Source organism: Actinoplanes sp. NPDC021490 (assembly GCF_055562135.1).
In genome coordinates this window covers 70,951-88,744 of record NZ_JBVHFW010000027.1, presented here as the reverse complement: position 1 = coordinate 88,744, position 17,794 = coordinate 70,951, and the positions used below count along the sequence as shown (strand labels likewise).

Annotated in this window: 17 protein-coding genes; 8 read left to right on the top strand and 9 right to left on the bottom strand. The window is 69.7% G+C overall.

Going from position 1 to position 17,794, the window contains the following annotated elements:
• Position 1: 1 nt before the first annotated feature.
• Both ACZ3I4_RS45780 and ACZ3I4_RS45775 read right to left on the bottom strand, forming a co-directional pair.
• Positions 2–934 carry a carbohydrate ABC transporter permease gene (locus tag ACZ3I4_RS45780; protein WP_465388451.1) on the bottom strand — a complete coding sequence of 311 codons (933 nt, stop codon included), beginning with the start codon at positions 932–934 and terminating at the stop codon, positions 2–4.
• 63 nt (positions 935–997) lie between these two features.
• Positions 998–2,269: an ABC transporter substrate-binding protein gene (locus ACZ3I4_RS45775; protein ID WP_465388450.1), complete on the bottom strand. Its 1,272-nt coding sequence runs from the start codon at positions 2,267–2,269 to the stop codon at positions 998–1,000.
• Positions 2,270–2,545: 276 nt separating this feature from the next.
• On the opposite strand from ACZ3I4_RS45775, the gene ACZ3I4_RS45770 reads away from it, so the two are divergent.
• Positions 2,546–3,559, top strand: a complete 1,014-nt coding sequence (locus ACZ3I4_RS45770) for a LacI family DNA-binding transcriptional regulator (protein WP_465388449.1) — start codon at positions 2,546–2,548, stop codon at positions 3,557–3,559.
• A 33-nt stretch (positions 3,560–3,592) separates the two neighbouring features.
• On the opposite strand, the gene ACZ3I4_RS45765 is transcribed toward ACZ3I4_RS45770, so the two are convergent.
• The gene (locus tag ACZ3I4_RS45765) at positions 3,593–5,830 is read right to left on the bottom strand and encodes an Hsp70 family protein (protein WP_465388448.1); all 2,238 of its coding nucleotides are present in this window, start codon (positions 5,828–5,830) and stop codon (positions 3,593–3,595) included.
• Positions 5,831–5,927: 97 nt separating this feature from the next.
• Here ACZ3I4_RS45765 and ACZ3I4_RS45760 point away from each other — a divergent pair, with 97 nt between their 5' ends.
• The 4 genes from ACZ3I4_RS45760 to ACZ3I4_RS45745 are packed head-to-tail and all read left to right on the top strand — an operon-like array spanning position 5,928 to position 10,099.
• Positions 5,928–6,476, top strand: coding sequence for a sensor histidine kinase (locus ACZ3I4_RS45760; protein WP_465388447.1), 549 nt, complete (start codon positions 5,928–5,930; stop codon positions 6,474–6,476).
• Entirely contained in the window at positions 6,467–7,132 is a 666-nt protein-coding gene (locus tag ACZ3I4_RS45755; RefSeq protein ID WP_465388446.1) for a LuxR C-terminal-related transcriptional regulator, read from the top strand. Before ACZ3I4_RS45760 ends, ACZ3I4_RS45755 begins: the two co-directional genes overlap by 10 nt.
• A complete protein-coding gene (locus ACZ3I4_RS45750; RefSeq protein ID WP_465388445.1) occupies positions 7,122–8,303 on the top strand; it encodes a sensor histidine kinase in 1,182 nt (393 codons plus the stop codon). The genes ACZ3I4_RS45755 and ACZ3I4_RS45750 overlap by 11 nt, the downstream gene beginning before the upstream one ends.
• A 5-nt stretch (positions 8,304–8,308) precedes the next feature.
• A complete protein-coding gene (locus ACZ3I4_RS45745) occupies positions 8,309–10,099 on the top strand; it encodes a sensor histidine kinase (protein WP_465388444.1) in 1,791 nt (596 codons plus the stop codon).
• Here ACZ3I4_RS45745 and ACZ3I4_RS45740 read toward each other — a convergent pair.
• The 3 genes from ACZ3I4_RS45740 to ACZ3I4_RS45730 form a co-directional block, all read right to left on the bottom strand.
• The gene (locus tag ACZ3I4_RS45740) at positions 10,023–11,078 is read right to left on the bottom strand and encodes a hypothetical protein (RefSeq protein ID WP_465388443.1); all 1,056 of its coding nucleotides are present in this window, start codon (positions 11,076–11,078) and stop codon (positions 10,023–10,025) included. The two genes, ACZ3I4_RS45745 and ACZ3I4_RS45740, sit on opposite strands and share 77 nt — an antisense overlap.
• Before the next feature lie 12 nt (positions 11,079–11,090).
• Complete coding sequence (locus ACZ3I4_RS45735; RefSeq protein WP_465388442.1) at positions 11,091–11,396, bottom strand: hypothetical protein; 306 nt, start codon at positions 11,394–11,396, stop codon at positions 11,091–11,093.
• Between the two features lie 239 nt (positions 11,397–11,635).
• A complete protein-coding gene (locus ACZ3I4_RS45730) occupies positions 11,636–12,529 on the bottom strand; it encodes a hypothetical protein (RefSeq protein WP_465388441.1) in 894 nt (297 codons plus the stop codon).
• A 522-nt stretch (positions 12,530–13,051) separates the two neighbouring features.
• On the opposite strand from ACZ3I4_RS45730, the gene ACZ3I4_RS45725 reads away from it, so the two are divergent.
• Positions 13,052–13,762 (top strand): SemiSWEET transporter, encoded by a 711-nt coding sequence (locus tag ACZ3I4_RS45725; RefSeq protein WP_465388440.1) that lies wholly within the window; start codon positions 13,052–13,054, stop codon positions 13,760–13,762.
• A 37-nt stretch (positions 13,763–13,799) separates the two neighbouring features.
• On the opposite strand, the gene ACZ3I4_RS45720 is transcribed toward ACZ3I4_RS45725, so the two are convergent.
• Together ACZ3I4_RS45720 and ACZ3I4_RS45715 are read right to left on the bottom strand one after the other, a co-directional pair.
• Positions 13,800–14,315: a hypothetical protein gene (locus tag ACZ3I4_RS45720; protein ID WP_465388439.1), complete on the bottom strand. Its 516-nt coding sequence runs from the start codon at positions 14,313–14,315 to the stop codon at positions 13,800–13,802.
• Positions 14,316–14,441: 126 nt separating this feature from the next.
• Positions 14,442–15,227 (bottom strand): helix-turn-helix transcriptional regulator, encoded by a 786-nt coding sequence (locus ACZ3I4_RS45715; RefSeq protein WP_465388438.1) that lies wholly within the window; start codon positions 15,225–15,227, stop codon positions 14,442–14,444.
• A gap of 63 nt (positions 15,228–15,290) precedes the next feature.
• Between ACZ3I4_RS45715 and ACZ3I4_RS45710 the strand changes: the two genes are divergently transcribed.
• Both ACZ3I4_RS45710 and ACZ3I4_RS45705 read left to right on the top strand, forming a co-directional pair.
• A complete protein-coding gene (locus tag ACZ3I4_RS45710) occupies positions 15,291–16,100 on the top strand; it encodes an SDR family NAD(P)-dependent oxidoreductase (protein ID WP_465388437.1) in 810 nt (269 codons plus the stop codon).
• Positions 16,097–16,768: an SDR family NAD(P)-dependent oxidoreductase gene (locus ACZ3I4_RS45705; protein ID WP_465388436.1), complete on the top strand. Its 672-nt coding sequence runs from the start codon at positions 16,097–16,099 to the stop codon at positions 16,766–16,768. Before ACZ3I4_RS45710 ends, ACZ3I4_RS45705 begins: the two co-directional genes overlap by 4 nt.
• A 130-nt stretch (positions 16,769–16,898) precedes the next feature.
• Here the strand turns inward: ACZ3I4_RS45705 and ACZ3I4_RS45700 are convergent, their stop codons facing one another.
• Complete coding sequence (locus ACZ3I4_RS45700; RefSeq protein ID WP_465388435.1) at positions 16,899–17,780, bottom strand: hypothetical protein; 882 nt, start codon at positions 17,778–17,780, stop codon at positions 16,899–16,901.
• Between the last annotated feature and the right edge of the window lie 14 nt (positions 17,781–17,794).

The following is a 17,794-nucleotide window of genomic DNA, read 5'->3' as shown; positions in this document are numbered from 1 at the left end:
GCTACTCCTCGTCGTTGGCTATGCGCCGGGTGAGCAGGTAGTTGGCGATCGCGAAGATGGCGATGACCAGGCAGAGCGTCCAGGCGATGGCGGAGGCGTAGCCGAACCGGAATTCGCGGAATCCCTGCTCGTACATGAACAGCGCGGCGGTCTGGAACTGCCGGTCGGAGCCGCCCGTGGGCGTCGAGCTGCCGGCGAACAACAGCGGCTCGGCCATGATCTGCAGGCCGCCGATCGTCGAGATCACCGCGGTGAAGATGATCGTCGGACGCAGCATGGGCACGGTGATCCGCCAGAACTGCTGTGCCGAGGACGCGCCGTCGAGCTCCGCGGCCTCGTACAGGTCATGCGGGATCGCCTGCATCGAGGCGAGATAGATGAGCGCGTTGTAGCCGGTCCAGCGCCAGGCCACGATGATCGAGATGGCCAGGTGGGAGCTCCACGTGTCCGCCTGCCAGTCGACCGGTCCGATACCCACGACCCCGAGCAGCCAGTTGACCATGCCGAAGTCGCGGCCGAACATCTGGGTGAAGACGATCGTCACCGCCACGATGGACGTGATGTTCGGCAGCAGCACGCCCATGCGCAGGCTCGTACGGGCCCGCAGCTTGTGATTGAGCAGGTGCGCGATCCAGAGTGCGGCCAGCAGCTGCGGCACCGTGGACAGCACCCAAATACTGAGCGTGTTGCCGAGCGCGTTCCAGAAGTACGGATCCTGCAGCAGCTCGCGGTAGTTCGCCAAGCCGACCCATTCGTGCGAGCCGGCATCGAGAAGGTTCCAGTCGTTGAACGAGACGTACCCGGTGTAGATCAGCGGGAAGAGCCCGAACGCGCCGAAGAGCAGGAAGAACGGAAGGACGTACAGGTAGGGCGAGCCCTTGGTGTCGAGCCGGTTCAGTTTGACCCGGCGGGTGGTCAGCGCAGGGATGGCCATCGTCGATCCTTCGTCGCCGGAGCGGCCGGCGGTCGCGATGACCGCCGGCCGTGCGGGGGTGGGCTATTTGGCGAGACGCTCGACGTCGCTGACCGTCTGCTGCCAGGACTGGTCGGAGCTCTGCTTGCCCTGCTCGATCCGGACCAGACCGTCGCGGATCGTGGTCTGGATGTCACCGGTGCGCGGGCCCTGGTACTGCGGCTTCAGTTCCTTCGCGGCGGTGGTGAAGATCTTTCCGACCGGCGCGTCGTTGAAGAACGGGTCCTTGTACTGCCCGATCTCGGGCTTGTCGTACAGCGCCGGAATGGAGGGCAGCAGCCCCTTGGAGGTGAAGACCTTGGCCTGCTGCTCGGGCGCGGTGAGCCAGGCGGCGAGCTTCTTCGCCTCCTCGACGTGCTTGCCCTGCTTGGGCACGGTCAGGTACGAGCCGCCCCAGTTGCCACCGCCGCCGGGTACGGCCGCCACGTCCCACTTGCCGGCCGCGTTCTTGGACTGGTCTTTGATCTTGGCCATCATCCAGGCGGGACAGGCGATGGTCGCGAACTGGCCCTTGGCGAAGCCGTTGTTCCACTCCGGGGAGCTCTCGAGCAGCTTGGCCGACAGGTTGCTCTGCACCGCCCGGACGACCAGGTCCCAGGCCTTGCGCACCTCGGGGTTGCTGGCGACGACGACGGTGTTGTCCTCGCTGTAGAAGCCCACCGGGGCCTGCCCGATGACGGCGTTGTACAGCGCGCCCGCGCCGTCGAAGAACGCGGTGCCGGCCGGCGCCTTCGCCGCGTACTTCTGCCCCTGCTCGATGTACTTGTCCCAGCCGCCCGCCCACGATGCGGAGACCTTGTCGCGGTCGGTGGGCAGGCCGGCCTTCTCGAACAGGTCGCGCCGGTAACAGATGGCCAGGCCGCCGACGTCGGTGCCGTACCCGATCTGCTGGCCGTCCTTGGTCAGCGATGCCTGCCACTTCCAGGGCAGGTACTCCGCCTGGCGCTCGGTGCCGAGGTCGGTGAACTGCTTGCCGACCTCGCGCATCTGCGCGATGAAGCCGGTGTCGACAGCCTCGATGTCGCCGGCGCCCGTCGCCGTGGCCAGGTGCGTGGCGAGATTGCGGTGGTGATCGTTGTAGGCGGCCGTGCTTTCCTTGATCTTGACGTTGGGGTTGGCCTTCTCGTACTCCTGGTACAGCTCCTCGTAGCCGAAGTTGCCGAACAGGTTGACGTTCAGCGTGACGTCGCCGCCGGCGCTGCCCCCACCGTCGTCGCCGCCGGAACCGCACGCGGTCAGCATCACCGCGGCGATCGTCGCTGCGGTCAGGGCCCGCACGGATCGAGACAAGAGCATGGCAGTTCTCCCCTTTTCGCCTGATGTAATCGGTTACATGAAACCGGTTACATCGCGTGGAACTGAAGTTTCGAACGAGCTGAGTCGATGGAGAGGCCGGCATGGATGCGGCCGGAGAATCGCTTCGAAGGGGTGGGTGTAGCCCCTTGAGCCAAGAGTTTGCATCGATCGGTGCCACTTCCGTCAAGTCACGAAAAGGTAACGTGATCCACTGTGTTGACCCGTGCGACTCGGCGCTGTTACGTTTTTGAAACCGGTTACATTAGGGTGATCGCCGTGTCCAGCATCAGAGAATTGGCACATCGGTGCGGCGTCTCCGTCGCCACCGTGTCCCGCGTCTTCAACTCTCCGGAGGTGGTCAGCCAGCAGACGCGCCAGCTCGTTCTCGGCATGGCCGCCGAGATCGGGTACCTGCCGAACGAGTCGGCCCGCACCCTCGCGACCAAGAAGTCGCACATGGTCGGCCTCGTGTGGGACACCGACCACCGCCGTCCCGGCTGGCGGCATCCGTTCCTGCAGGACATCCTGGTCGCGCTGAAAAGCGCGCTCAGTGCGCACGGCCTGCACCTGCTCATGCTCGCTCCCGACCCGGGCGCCGGCCCGGACGACCCGCGGCGTTTCCTGCGCGCCGTCCAGCGCCACAACGTCGACGGCGTGGTCATCATCGACAACGGCAGCCGGGACCCCGCGGTGCTGGCCCTGGTCGACGCCGAAGTGCCCTGTGTCGCCCTCGACCTGCTCTTCACCGGGCCGACCTGCACCTACATCACCTCCGACAACGCCGGGGGCGGCCGGCTGGCCGCGGCACACCTGATCGAACGCGGTCACCGGCACATCGCCACCATCACCGGCCCGGCCGGTAACTGGCCGGCCGCGCAACGCCTGGCCGGCTTCCGGGAGGCGCTCGCCGAGGCAGGAATGCCCCTGGCCGATGACGACGTCGTGGCCGGCGACTTCTATCTGGACAGCGGGCACGCCGCCATGACGGAGCTGCTGGCCCGCGACCCCCGCCCGACCGCCGTATTCGCCGCCGGCGACGAGATGGCGGTCGGCGCGATCAAGGCTATCCATGAGGCCGGCCTGCGGGTTCCCGACGACGTCGCCGTCATCGGCTTCGACGACATCGAGGTGGCGGCGCTGATTCCGCCCGGCCTGACCACCGTCACGCAGGACAAGACCGGCTTCGGCACAGCGGCCGCGGAGTCCCTCATGGCCATGCTCGCCGGCACGGCGACTCCACCGGAACCGACGACGCTGCCCACCACGCTGATCCTGCGCGGCTCGACCTGAGCGATCGGGTGCGCCGGGGTGGAGCCGCCGCGGTCATCGGGTCAGGTTGAGCACTGTCAGGGTCTTGGCCTTGCTGTTGCTGACGTAGCCGCGGGAACCGTCGGGCAGGACGGCGATCGACGTGGGGGCGTCACTGGTCGGCAGGGTTGCGGTGACCTGCAACGTGTCGGCCCGGATCACCGACACGTTGTCGCTGTGACTGTTGACCACGTAGGCGTAGCGCCCGTCCGCTGACCAGCGAACGGCCAGCGGCTGGGCGCCGACCTTGATGGTCCGGCGCACCGCGTGCCCGGTCGTGTCGATGACACAGACCGTGCCGTCGTCCCAGTTGACGTTCATCAGCAGTGGGCGGTGCGGGTTCTGCTCGACGGCGTGCGGCGAGCGGCCGACGCCGATGTTGGTGATTACCTGCCGGGTCGCGGTGTCGACGACGCTGATCGAGTTCGACTCGTGGTCGGCGACGTAGGCCCGGGCGCCGTTGACGGAGAACGACACGTAGTGCGGCTCGGGCGGGACGGTGATCTCGGCGACCGGGATCAGCCGCCTGTTGTCGACAACGGTGACCGTGTGACCGTCGTGGTTGGGCACGTACAGCCAGTTTCCGTCGGGCGTGACCGCGGCCAGGTAGGGCCGCGTCCGTACGGGAAAGGTCTTCTTGATGGTGTTGTCGTCGGTGTCGACGACGCTGACCGCGTGCACCTGGCCGCCGCGGTGGTCCCACAGGCTCACATAGGCGTATCGGCCGTCGGGAGAGAAGGACACGAAGCGGGCGGGCCCGGGCGTGGGGATCTCACTGGTCACCGTGCCGGTGGCCACGTCGAGCACGGAGACCGTCTGCTCGCCGGAGGCGATGTAGAGCCGGCGCCCGTCCGGTGCGGCGGCGACGTAGTCGGGCGTGTGCGTCAGCGTGACCGGGCGGCCGATCGAGGGCACCGCGACCGCGGAGGCGACAGCGACAGCGGCACTGGCGGTGGGGGCGGCTGTGGACGGCCCGGGGACGGGCGCGCCGGCGTTGGTCGGCCCGCCATTGTGGCGTCCGGCCAGGTGGACGCCCGCGCCGGCGAGCAACAGCACGGCGGCGACGATCGCCAGGAGGGCCGCGATCCGCCGGCCCCGGCGCGGAGGAAGCACGACCGGCGGATCGACCGTAGTGGGCTCGGCCACGGGTTCCGGTGGAGCCTCGACCAGTGGTGGCGGCATGGCCGAGGCGGGCTGCCGGCCGGCGAAGACCGCCGCGCCCAGCGCGACCGCGTACTTCGGGTGCGCGTCGGTGACCGTCGGCCGGCCGGTCTCCGTCGCGATCATGCGCTCGATCAGCGGGATCCGGGACGACCCACCGACCAGCAGCACCCCGGACAACTGCCCGACCTCCAGCCGGGCGGTGTGCACCGCTCTGATCAGGGTGCCGATGGTGGACTCGACCGAGGCCCGGATCAGCCCCTCGAACTCGGCCCGGGTTAGGCGGGCGAAGAACTGGCGATGCGGCAGCAGCACCGGGATGCTCGTCTCGATGTCGGCCGACAGCGCCTCCTTCGCGTGCACACACTCCTGGCGCAGGCGGGCCATGGCCGCGGCGGCCCCCGGCTGCGCCAGGTCGAGGTCGCTGAGCGCGCCGCCGTTCCGGTAGTCGATCCACTGCAGGATCGCCTCGTCGAAGTCGATGCCGCCGAGTCGCTCCATCCCGTCCGGGTTGCCCACGACCTCGACTGCGCCGCCGTGCTTGCGCAGCACAGTGGCGTCGAAGGTGCCGCCGCCGAGGTCGTAGACGGCCAGGGTGTCGCCCTCATTGAGCAGCCGGGAGGCGCCGTAGAACGCGGCTGCCGCTTCCGGTTCGGTCAGCGTCACATGATCATGCAGGCCGGCCAGCCGGGGAACCTCTTCGAACAGTTCCCGGCGGTACGGACCCCAGGTCGCCGGATAGGTCAGCGCGACCCGCTCCGGCGGCTCACCTTCGACCCGGGACACGGTGTCGAGCACGTCCCGCAGTTGGGCCGCCATCAGGGCGGTGACCGCGTGCGGCACGCCACCGAGCACGACCGGGGTCGGATCGCCGAGGCGCCGTTTGAACGCGCGCTCCACCCGGTCCGGCCGGCTCAGCGCCCGGCGCTCGGCGGCGTCACCGAACGCCAGCCGCGACTCCTCGGTGAAATAGACCACCGCCGGGCTGACCACGGTCTGGCTGCCCAAGGTGCACATCTCGGGGCGGCCGTCGCGAGCGATGGCGGCAGCCACGAACGTGGTGCCGAGATCGACGCCGAGGTTGTAGCCCACCCGTCCACTTTTACAGTCTTTGTGGGCATTTCCAAAAAAGACAACCCGTACGAGTGGGGTGAATGCTTCGGGCGGGCGGAAACCGCACAATGGGACCATGACGCCGGACGAGTACTGGAACCGGCGCCTCGATCTGGAACGGCAGCTGCACGACGGTCCGGCCCTGCGGATCGCGGCCCTGACCCTGCGGCTGGGCCTGCTCGGGGAGAAGGCCGCGAGCCTGCAGCCCGACATCGCCGGCCTGCAGCATGAACTGCACCTCGCCCTGCAGGAACTGCGCGTGATCGCCGACCAGATCTATCCGCCGTTGCTGCGCAAACAGGGGCTCGGCCCGGCCCTGCGGGAACTCACTGCCGGCCTGCCCACGCCGGTGCGGCTCGATGTCGGCGGTGACCGGTTCGAGGCCGCGGTCGAGGGCGTCGCCTACTACACCTTGTGTGAGGTTCTCGAGGGTGCGGGCGACGCCACTCGAACGGTGGACATCACCGTCCGCCGGGATGACCAGGGACTGGTCCTGCACCTGGCCGGTGTCGATACTGACCAGGTCGTAGCCGTGCGTGACCGCATCCAATGGCTGGGCGGAGCGGTTGAGATCGTCGGAGGTGCCGCGTTGGCCACGATCAGGGTCCGGATTCCGTGCGGGTAGCGCTGGCCGAGGACGGCGCGTTGTTCCGCGACGGCCTGGTGATGCTCCTGGAGGCGGCCGGGCATGAGATCGTCGGCTGCACCGCCGACGGTGACTCGCTGGTGCGCCTGCTCGCGAGCGAGCCGGCCGACGTCGCCATTCTCGACATCCGGATGCCGCCCGAACCCGACGGCGGCCTGGCCACCGCCGAAACGTTGCGGGCCGCCCACCCGACGCTCGGCCTGCTGTTTCTGTCTCACTACGCCGAGACGCACTATCTGATGCGGGTGCTGCGGATCGGCACCGAGGCGATCGGGTACCGGCTCAAGGAAAAGGTCGGCAGCGTCGAGGTCCTCAGTGACACGCTGACCAGGATCCGCGACGGCGAGATCGTAATCGAGCCCGTGCTGGCCCAACGTCTGGTCGAACGGCCCAGCAGCCAGCGCCGCGACGTGGTGGCCGGACTGTCGGCACGCGAACAACAGGTGCTGCGGCTCATGGCCGAGGGCCGCTCCAACACCGGCATCGCCGCGCAACTGGTGGTGATGCCCAAAGCCGTCGAGAAACACATCGCGAACATCTTCGCCAAATTAGGACTGCCGGCCGACGCCGCCGAACACCACCGCCGGGTGCTGGCCGTGCTGACCTATCTGAGGTCACAGCCGGATGTCGCCTAGAGCGATCCTGCTGGCCGGCGCCGCGTTCCTGCCACTTACCTTTGCCGGACGCGCCCTGGCGCTGCCGTTCGTGGTCTGCGCGGTGCTCGCCGCGCTGCTGCCCTGGCTGCGCCGCGGCACCGACGGACTCTTGGAACGGTTCACCGGGCGGCGGGCGGTCACCCCGTACACCGCGCTGGCCGACGCGACCCGGCACCTGCGGTCGGAGTCGATCCAGGAAGCGCTGCCCGAGCTCGAACGCGTCCTGGCCGACGGCACCGGCGCACGCCGCGCCGCGATCTGGCTGGCCGCCGGCGCCCGGCTGCAGACCGGCGCCGAAACCGTGGACAACCTGGCCGTGCTGCTCACCCGGCCCGGCATCGGCCACGTCGTGCCGGTGCTCGACGGCGCCGAACTGCGGGCCGTACTGACCATCGAGAAGCCGGATCTGCCGGTCACCCCCGGCGATCGGGAGCTGATGCGCGACATCGCCGGCGGGGCGGCGCTGCTGCTGCGCACGGTGGCCCTCAACGCCGAACTCGCCGACCGGGTCCGCCGCGCCGGGCACCTCGCGCAGGAACTGGCCGCCTCCCGGCAGCGGCTGGTGCAGGCGCGCGAGGTGGAACGGCGCCGGCTGCTGACGGAGCTGGCCCGGGCCACCTCCGGACGCCTGGCCGCGCTGCGCGAACACGTGACGGCGGCCCGGGCCGACCCGCGAGGACCTCAGTTGGCGTACGCCCGCGCCGAGGTCGACGACCTGCTCGACCGGTTCCGGGTGTTCGCCCGCGGCGTCTACCCGGCGGTCCTGCGCGGTCAGGGGCCGGAAGCGGCTATCGAGGAGCTGGCCGCCGACCTGCGCCGCGGCGTGCACCTCACCAGCAACCTCAGCGCCCGAGCCGGCTGGGAGATCGAATCGGCGATCTACCAGATTGTGGCGGCCGCGTTGGACATCCTGGCGGCTGAACCCGGCGCCACCATCCAGGTCGGCCTGACCACCCTGGACAACCGGATCCGGGCCCTCATCGAGGATCCGGCACCGCCGGCCACCGCGGACGACATCAGGGCCGCACTGGCCCACGACGCCGAACGGCTGGCCGCGCTCGGCGGCGGCCTGGAATGCGAGGACAAGCAGCCGGGACTGCGCCTGCTCGCCTGGCTGCCCGATCGACTCGACGCCGAGCCGTCCCTGTGACACCCATGTTCCGCCTGCTCAGCGTCATCCCGGTCGCGCTGCTGGGCGGCGCACTGTTCCTCCTGCTGCACACGATGGTCCCGGCGCCGCTCGCGGCAGCGGCCGTGGCGCTGCTTCTGAACCCTGCTCTCGTACGGGCTGAGCGTTACGCCGAGCGCATCCTGCACGGGCGCCGCCCCACCCCGTACACCGTGCTGGCCGGTCTGGGCGCCTTGTCCGGCACCGACCTGTCCCAGGTTCCCGAGATGGTCGGGCGTTCCCTGGGCGCGCGGCTGTGCCGGTTGACCGTGCACCGCACCGGGCTCCCCGACCGCACCTTCTGCTGGCCCGGCCCCGAGCCGGCCGACGCGGTGATCACTTTGCCGATCGTGCAGGGCGACGAGCGGCTCGGGTCAATCACTGTGGACCGGGCCAGCGCGGCCGAAGGCCCGGACGGTCACCGGCGCCGGCTCGTCCAGGACATCGCCGACGGGCTGGGCGCCGTGCTCGCCGCGAACCGGCTGGGCATCGAACTGGAAAGGCAGCTGCGGGCGGTACGGGCCCACGCCGCCGACATCGCCGGATCCCGGCGGCGGCTGGTGGCCGAGATGGACGCCGAACGCCGCCGCATCGAGCGCGACCTGCACGACGGGGCGCAGCATCACCTGGTCTCGCTCCGGCTCGCCCTCGGCCTGGCCGAGCATCAGGCCGGCGCCGGGCGCCTGGCCGAGGCCGTCACCGCGCTCGACCGGATCTGCGGGCGCATCGACGAGGCCGAGACCATCCTGGCCCGTACGGTCACCGGCATGACCTCCCCGCTGCTGGCCCAGCAGGGCCTGGCCGCCGCGCTGCGCGTGGAACTGGGGCCGGAGGTGCCCGTGGTCGTCACCGGAATGGACGACGGCCGCAGATTCGCCGCCGACCTGGAGTCAGCGGTCTGGTTCTGTTGCCTGGAGGCGGTCAACAATGCCCGCAAGCACGCACCCGGCGCGACGATCCGCGTCAGCCTGACCTCTACCGCGGACCGGCTGAGCTTCGGGATCCATGACGACGGGCCGGGCTTCGACACGACCGCGGACATCGGGTCACCCGGCCGTGGCATGCGCAACGTGATGGCCCGGGTGACGGCCGTCGGCGGGCTGGTGACGGTCCGGTCCGCGCCCGGCGAGGGCACCTGTGTCGACGGCTGGGTCGCGCTGGGTGACGCGCCGGCCGATGACGTGTCGCTGGCCGGCGCCGTTCGGGCCGCGATCCAGCAGGCCGCGACGGTCTACGGTGACGCCGAGGCGGTCGAACGCATCCGCCGGATCCGGGCCGGTCTCGATCAGCCGGGAACACGGCGCGACACCGTCCTGGCGGCGTGGTCGGCCCTGCAGGCACTCGACGAGCTGGTCCGCGACGATCCGCCCGCGACCTTAGCACCGCACCTGCGGCACCGGCTGGACCGCATCCGGGCCGACAGCCGGGAGGTCGCCGAGGTGACCACGATCGACGAGTTGCGCTCGGAGCCGGGCGATCTGAGCCCGGAGGACGTCGAGGCAGCCGCGCGACTGCTGGGCGACGGCGCGGCGGACAACTGCCACCGGCTCGGGCTCGAGCCGGACGCCGGCCCGGCGCAGATCATGCAGGCCGGGCAACAGGCGCTGACCCAGTGGCGGGCACGGGCCTCGCACCCGGGCACCACCCACAACGTCCGGCGGATCGCCGCGACGGTGGTGCGATCCTGTGAGCACCTGCTGCTCACCGTGTCGCCGCCAGCCGCGAAGCCCGCACCAGCAGATCATGGATCGACGCCAGATCCGAGTCGATGTCCCTGAGGGCCTGGCCCGTCGACTGCGCCTGCGCCTCCCGCTGGGACGCGCCGGCAACCGCCGCGAGCCGCCCGGTGTGCTCGGTGACCGCCGCGTCCACCGCAGCGTGGACCCGCTGCTCGATGGCGCGCACACCGTCACGGGCCTGTTTGGCCAGCACCAGCCGCAACGCGTCGGCGGTCGAGCGCAACCGGGTGAGCGCTTCCGCCCGTTCCCGGTCGGCCTGACGCCAGCGGTCACCGGCGAGCGCGGCGCCGCCCAGGGCGATCGCCCCGGTGATCGCGGCCGGGGCCAGCAACCCTCCCGGCACGTGATCCTTGAGCAGCACCGAGGACATGGCGATTCCGCTGTAGGCGGGCATCAGAATGCTGGTCAGCCGGGATGCCAGCGGCTGCCGGCCGGCCGGGGCGGGCCAGGGCGCGGCGACCACGGCCGGCGCCCCGAAAACCTCGGGCATCGGCGCGATCACGGCGCTCAGGCCGAGCGTGGCGCTCATCCGACCGGTGATCATCGTGGCCGCCGCCCGCAAGGCCCGATCGCCTTCGGTCACCTCGGCGGCGAGCCGGCCCTGCAGCCATCGGTCGAACTCGTCGCGCGGGACGCGGGACTCGATCAGCGCGGTGCCCTCGTCGATCAGGCACCGTACGCGGCGCTGGATCGCGTACCCCAGATCGGAATCGGCCGTGCCCACCGCCTCACTGAGCAGGCGAGGCCAGCGCGCACTGAGTTCACGGAACCGGCGAAGCCGGGTTTCGGCGTGCCGGGCCTCGGCGGCGATCCGGGCGCCGCGGCCCGGATCGCACATCCCGGCACGCCGGTTACGAAGATCGACCTGCAGCGACTGCAAGGACCGGATGACCTGGTCGGCGGTGAACGGCCCGGCCGACAACCGGGCGAGCAGGTCCGGCCGCCCGTTTGCCTGCGCGCCCAGCCGGACCAGCCGGTTCAATTCCCGTAGCTCATCATGGTCGACGGTGACGGTCATCGGGCCCTCAGCTCAGGCTTGGAACGCGGACGAGTCGACGTGGTGCTCGGAGTGGTAGTAAGTGAACTCCTGGGTCTGGTACTGCCCCCCGTAGTTGAAGCCCTCCGGCTGGAAGTCGTCGGACGGGAAGCCGCCCGGCTGCGCGTCCTGCTGCGGGAAATCGTTCTGCTCAGGAGCGGCGTCCATCTGAGGAGCGCCGTCCATCTGAGGAGCGCCGTTCTCGCACTGGCCCTGGAAGCCGGAGGAACCGCTGCTCTGGTAGCCGTATGCGAAGGTCTGGCTGTCGTCGTACGAGTAGGTGCTCTGCCACATGGTCATGGTCTCTGTCCTGTCTGTTCGGTTTCCCGTTGTCTTGCTGACAGGACTAATTCTGCTGGTCAGAGCCTTACGGCAGAATCGTGCAGACCCCCGGATCGCTTCCTGGCTTCTCGGGGGTTAACCCCCGGTCCCATGCGGCGTGCATACCTGGCCGACCATGCCGGTGCCGGCGGCGAGGAAGCCGCCTCTGTTCGTGACACCACTCACCGCATCGCAATGCTCCTGCGGTGCCACATGCATCAAGCCTTCCGGGACTGCCGCTGCAGCAGCCACAAGAAGTAGAACGGCCTCGACTTCGCCTTGGCCAGATCGCCTCCGAAACCGTTGACCGCGCCGGCCAGCGTGACCGCGCCGCCGCCGGCCCCGAGGAGAGCGGCCACCGGCGCGAGAGACGGCCCGCTGACCGCCACGAGACTCGCCGACGCGAACGCCAGAGTGGCCCCGGTGACCTGCACCGCGTTGCGCCGGGCAATCTGCTTGAGCTCTGCAGTGACCTCGCGCAGCCCGTCGTGCAGGTCGATGCCGAGAACAACGGACTTTCTCTCCAGGTCACGAGGGTCTTCTATCGCATCGAGCTCGATAAGCCTGCGGCGCAGGAAACCTCGGAAGATTGCATGGGCGTCCACCTCCTCGGTGAGGATCGAGGCGAGATCACGCAGATCCACATTTTCGAGTACCGGGATATCGACGTCCAGCAGCCGGATCATCGTCCTGCCACCCAGTCCGACCGAGTCCACCGCCTGCGTGAGCCGACCGTTGGCCAGCAAAAGCTCCCAGCCCAGCTTGCGGTCGATAGGCGTCAGCTCCGGCGGGCCGAACTCATACTTCCGCTGGACACGCGGCATGTAAGTGATGGCGCCGGAGTCGAGCAGTGGCACCACGTCCGAGAGCCATCGTCCGAGACGGACCATGTCGGGGCACTGGACGTAGTAAACGAGATCGTCGGTATGCCGCCTGGTCCCCAGGATGTGACGATCCACCCTGTGCGCCGGCGTCGATTCATCATGGGTGAGAACCAACTGAGACGCGATCAACGTGCCTTTGCGCGTGAGCCCGTCGAGGTCCGGGTCGGAACTCACCACAGAAACGTTGAAGTCACCCGGCATCCGCGGAGCCACGAACCGCTCGAACACGTTGGTACTGGAAAAGTCGATGGCATATTGAGCGGCTCTGTCCGCGTAAGACTCTGCTCCCCGCCGGTGGCTTCTCGGCCGGCGGAGGTAGTAGAAAGGTCCCTTCGCCACTTGGCTCCCCCATCCCGCGCTGCGAGCTCTTCCGACATCGAAGATAGTCACCTCCGGCCAAGGATGAGCTCATGCTCTGTCGTCACCGGCGGTACGCGGGCACCGCGTCGGCCTCGCGGCCCGCAACACCCTGGCAGCGGAAGTTTGCTTGGGCTTCGGCGCCGTGGTCAGGAATGCCGTTCCGGCCACCTCCTGCAGAGCATCCTAGGATGAACGTGTGAACGTCATGTCACCTCTGCGTGGGGCCATCACCGCAGGTATCCAGGGCAAACGCGAACGCGACGGTTGCAGCTCGGTGGCATAGGCCCGAACTCCGTCAGCACGCCCCGGGGGCGGGCGATGGGACTGGGGCGCCCGCGGATCACTTCGATCCGCACGGCGCGATTCCCTGAACCCGACCGGAAACGGATCATGCTTATCCACGCCCTCGGCTGCCTCGGCGCCGCGCTCTCCATGTCCCTGTCCTGGCCCCAGGTCTACAAGTCCTGCGTGCAGCGCCGTACGAACGGTCTCTCGCCGACCGCCACCGCGCTGGGTGTGGCCATGCCGCTCGGGTGGATCGCCTACGGCCTGCTGAGCGGCGAGCGGCTCCAGGTCATGACGAACGTGGTGACCGGCACGGCCGGGCTGGCGATCCTGACCGCGCTGGTGCTCACCCGGCCGGCGATCCGGTCCGGCCGGCAGCTGAAGACCAGCGCGGGCAGCGCCGCGGGTGTGGTCACCCTCGCACTGATCGCCATCGCCGCGGCGGCCCTCCCGGGCGTCTCCGGCGCCACGGTGGCGCCGCTGCTCGGCATGGTGCTGGCCGGCATCTCGCTGCTGTCGGCAATCCCGCAGCCGCTGTCCCTGCTGCGCGACCGCACGCAGGACCTGTCCGGTCTGTCCCCGCTGCGCTGGCGGATGGCGTTCCTGTCCGGCGCGTCCTGGTTCTGCTACGGGATGGCCACTGGGCAGACGGCCGTCTGGATGTCCGCCTCGATCGGCATCATCGCTTCCGGGATCGTCTGCACGGTGCTGCACCTGCGCCGCGAGCGGAAGCCGGTGGACGTCGAGGCGTACGCCGGGATCCGCTGCTGGCGTGACTCGGTGACCACCCGCAACCTGGCGATGGCCGGGGTCTGAGTACGCGCTGTCGCGCATGTCGCGCCCAGCGCACCGCTCAGACTGGGGCCGGCTCTCGGGATGGCAGAGCCAGCGGCAGGCAAGCCACCAGGATCATCGCCGCCGCGTACGGCAGCAGGTCCAGCCGTACGCTGATCGACACATAGCCGGCCAAGAACAGCACCGGGCTCCACAGCGGCACCCGCCCGGCCGCCGCGAGCAGGCCCAGCAGGGTCAGCAGGCCCAGCCCGAACAGCACCGGCCCGGTCGTCTCGAGCCATTCGGCCAGCGGCGGGAAGTCGCCGTACAGGTCGCCCACGATTACCCAGAGGAAGGAGGCCACGCCGAGAACCGCGGCCACGGCCGCCGCCGTGGCGACCCCGCGGCGCCGCGCCGGAACCACTCCGCGCAGCTGCACCGCCAGGATGCCGAACAGGGTCATGCCGATGAAGAAGGCGACGTGACCGACGTCCCACGCCGGCCCATTGTGCCGGTCGCCGTCCCAGCCGTCGATCCAGCGCGCGATGCCGTACGCCAGCAGGAAAAGGGGCGCGAGGAGAGCCGTCGGTCTCATTGCCGAAGCCTAGGAACGACGCCGCGCCGAGGAAATCGGGGAAAACCCGTAAGTCTCCAACTAGGACAATGACGCGTCGCGCGAGCACTTTCCTCCGTTGAAATCTGCTATCCGCAAGCGCCGGCCTCAGCGCAAACGGGTCAGCGCGTCCGCGGATGGTGTGCCCGGTTCGGCCTGGTAGGTGATGATCACTCGGTCTCTGCTACCCGCGATCGACAGCGCCTCGCGCCGTAGTGTCAGCGGCCCGACGATCGGGTGGTCGAATCGCTTGATCGCGTCGCGCACCGGCCGGACGTCGTGAGCCGACCACATGGCGCGAAAGTCGCTGTCGCCCAGCATCGACGAGATGAGCTCCGCCGTACGGGGATCGTGCGGGACGCCCTCAGCACGCAGGGCGGCAGCGGTCTGCGCGGCAACCTCAGTCCAGTCGGGGAACAGTGTGCGCACGGCCGGATCGAGGAACATGCCGCGGACCAGGTTTTCGCCGGGCGTGTAGAGCGTGGACAGCGCCATGGCGCTCTTGTTGGCCGCCAGCACGTCGAAGCGCCGGTTGCGGACGTACGCCGGGACGTTGGTCCACGCGTCGAGCAGTTGCTGCACGGCGTCGGATACCTCGTCGTGCCCGGTGACCTGTGGTGGCGGCGCGGCCAGCGCGTACAGGTGCGCCGTTTCGTCGTCATTCAACCGGAGCGCGGTGGCCAGCGCGCGCAACACCTGTGGCGAAGGGTTACGGTCCTGGCCCTGCTCAAGCCGGGTCAGGTAGCGCGAGCTCACTCCGGCGATGCGGGCGAGTTCCTCCCGGCGCAGCCCCGGCACACGCCTGCGCCCGGCCGGCGTCAGTCCCACCCGCTGCGGCGGGATCCGCCCGCGCCGCGCCCTGAGGAAATGACCGAACTCGTTGTCGCCGTGCACCTGATCGAGGCTACCCCTGCCAGGGGTCTGGTTACCGGTCATCCGATGGCGGACGGTCGAGTCATGAAGACATGGTTCATCACCGGTGCGTCCCGCGGCTTCGGACGGGTCTGGGCGCGAGCGGCGCTCGACCGCGGAGATCGGGTCGCCGGGACCGCACGAGACCCGCGCACGCTCGAAGACCTGACCCAGGCGCATGGCGACCGGTTCCTTGCTCTGCCCTTGGACGTCACCGACCGCCCGGCCGTCTTCGCGGCGGTGTCCCAGGCCATCGACACGTTCGGCCACCTGGACGTCGTGGTCAACAACGCCGGATACGGACTGTTCGGCATGGTCGAGGAGACCACCGAGGAACAGGCCCGCGCGCAGATGGAGACGAACTTCTTCGGCGCGCTGTGGGTGACCCAGGCGGTTCTGCCTTTGCTGCGTGCCCAGGCCCACGGTCACCTCCTGCAGGTTTCCAGCATCGGCGGCATCGGCGCCTTCCCGACCCTCGGTCTCTACAACGCGTCGAAGTGGGCGCTCGAAGGGCTCAGCGAGGCACTCGCCGCCGAGCTGGCCCCGTTCGGGCCCCGGGTGACGATCATCGAGCCCGGCCCGTACGGCACGGATTGGTCCGGCGGGTCTGCCGTGCACACCGACCCGATCAAGGCCTACGAGCCGGTACGCGAGGCACGCCGGGCCGGAGCGTCGGGGCGCACGCCGGCCGACCCCGCGGTGACCGCCCCGGTCATCCTGCAACTGGTCGATGCGGAACGTCCGCCCCTGCGGCTGTTCCTCGGCCCGTACCCGTACGCCGTCGCCGGGAAGCTCTACCGCGAAAGGCTCGCCACCTGGGACGAGTGGCGCCCGCTGGCGGAGCAAGCGGTATGACCGACTCCCCGCCGCGGCGCGAAACGGTGATCGTCATCGGGGCCGGTCCGGGGATCGGCCTGGCCACGGCTGTCCGTTTCGCTCGGGAAGGCCACCGAGTCGGGCTTGTCGCCCGCACCGAGGTCCGGCTCGTCGAGCATGTCCGGCATCTGCGAGCCGAGGGCGCCGAAGCCGCTTACGCCGTCGCCGACGTCCAGCAGGAACAAGCCCTGCGGTCGGCGATACGCCTTCTCACCGATCGACTCGGGCCGATCGGCGTAATGGCCTACGTGCCTCGGCCGGACGTGAGCACCATCAAGCCCGTGACGGACACCAGCGCGGATGACGTAGCTCGCGCGCTCGCTCTGGGCGTCACCGGAGCTGTCGCCGCTACCCAGGCGGTCCTGCCCGAGATGCGGGCACGACAACGCGGGACGCTGCTCTACACCACTGGCGGCGCGGCGGTGCACCCCAGCCCTGAACGGGCCACCAGCGCGCTGGCAAATGCCGCCGAGACAACGTATGTGCGGCTCCTGCATGGAGCACTCACTCCACTGGGCATTCGGATCGCCCAGCTGGTGATCATCGGAGCGGTCGGCCACGGACTCGAGCACGAGCCGACGACAGTGGCCGACCGCCTCTGGCAGCTGCACAGCACTCCCGGAGAGGCGGTGACAGTGCTGCCCTGACTGATCTGCCCACCAAAGCCGGGACGGCGCCGCCAGCCTGTACGCCGCGCTCTTCCGGCTTCCGGTCGCGGCGGCCGCTGCCCTTCGCCGCACTCAGTCCCGGGTCGTGGCGTCCGGTGCCGTCAGCTGATCAGACTCCGGCGAACACGGCCGCGTAGCGGATGCCGGCGCCGAGCCCGCCGCCCTGCACCGAGATCGGGTAGCGGCCCAGCGCGGCCTGCGCATCGAACTCGGCCTGGTACTGCGCCGGCGTCAGATTGTGCCGGGCAACCCAGGGACCAATGTGGTCGTTGGTGAAGATCGCCGCGTACTGCAGATCGTCGGACGCGTCAACCATCGTGGGCCGCATCCCCTGCGGCGTGTATTGGTCGAACCAGCTCTGATATTCGCCGGACGTACCCATCGCCTGCGCTCGCCACACGATGCGATCGGGGTTAGGTACGCAGGTGGCGGCATAGGCACGGTCGCCCGGCCCGCCGTAGATGGCCAGTGAGCTGGGGATACACCTGTTCCGGCGGGCCCAGGTCATCAGGTTGGCCAGGGTCCCGGGGGTGGTGGAGGCGCCGTCGACCAGGCCGTGCCGGGCCTGGTACGTGCCCGGCGGCCGCTTCTCGAAGACGGCCGCGAACACCGGGTTGGCCCGGCTGCCGGTGGCACTGACCCGCACCGCGACGTATCCGGCCGCGGAGAGTTCGTTGAACCTCGCCTGGTAGTCGGCGGCGCTGAGGCCGTGGACCGCCGCCCAGGCCGGTCCACCGCGCCGACCCCAGACCGCGGCGTAGAGCGGGTCGGACCGATTGCCGTACACGCTGATCGAGATCATCCGGTAGCCCTGCTGACTCAGGCTGTCGAAACGCTGCTGGTGCGTCGCGCCGGAAACGCCGTGATAGGCGGTGACCGCATCAGCCTTCGCCTGCGCCGGAGCGGAACTCAGCAGACCGGCACCGGCACCGGCGGTGAGCCCGGCTGCGGTGAGCAGAGCGCGGCGGGAGAGAGCGACGTCGAGTGTCATGGCGGTGCCTCCAC

Coding starts and splice junctions, on each gene's coding strand:
- ACZ3I4_RS45780 (WP_465388451.1), bottom strand. CDS start 934: ATGGCCATCCCTGCGCTGACCACCCGCCGGGTCAAACTGAACCGGCTC.
- ACZ3I4_RS45775 (WP_465388450.1), bottom strand. CDS start 2,269: ATGCTCTTGTCTCGATCCGTGCGGGCCCTGACCGCAGCGACGATCGCC.
- ACZ3I4_RS45760 (WP_465388447.1), top strand. CDS start 5,928: ATGACGCCGGACGAGTACTGGAACCGGCGCCTCGATCTGGAACGGCAG.
- ACZ3I4_RS45750 (WP_465388445.1), top strand. CDS start 7,122: ATGTCGCCTAGAGCGATCCTGCTGGCCGGCGCCGCGTTCCTGCCACTT.
- ACZ3I4_RS45745 (WP_465388444.1), top strand. CDS start 8,309: ATGTTCCGCCTGCTCAGCGTCATCCCGGTCGCGCTGCTGGGCGGCGCA.
- ACZ3I4_RS45740 (WP_465388443.1), bottom strand. CDS start 11,078: ATGACCGTCACCGTCGACCATGATGAGCTACGGGAATTGAACCGGCTG.
- ACZ3I4_RS45735 (WP_465388442.1), bottom strand. CDS start 11,396: ATGACCATGTGGCAGAGCACCTACTCGTACGACGACAGCCAGACCTTC.
- ACZ3I4_RS45725 (WP_465388440.1), top strand. CDS start 13,052: ATGCTTATCCACGCCCTCGGCTGCCTCGGCGCCGCGCTCTCCATGTCC.
- ACZ3I4_RS45720 (WP_465388439.1), bottom strand. CDS start 14,315: ATGAGACCGACGGCTCTCCTCGCGCCCCTTTTCCTGCTGGCGTACGGC.
- ACZ3I4_RS45710 (WP_465388437.1), top strand. CDS start 15,291: ATGAAGACATGGTTCATCACCGGTGCGTCCCGCGGCTTCGGACGGGTC.
- ACZ3I4_RS45705 (WP_465388436.1), top strand. CDS start 16,097: ATGACCGACTCCCCGCCGCGGCGCGAAACGGTGATCGTCATCGGGGCC.
- ACZ3I4_RS45700 (WP_465388435.1), bottom strand. CDS start 17,780: ATGACACTCGACGTCGCTCTCTCCCGCCGCGCTCTGCTCACCGCAGCC.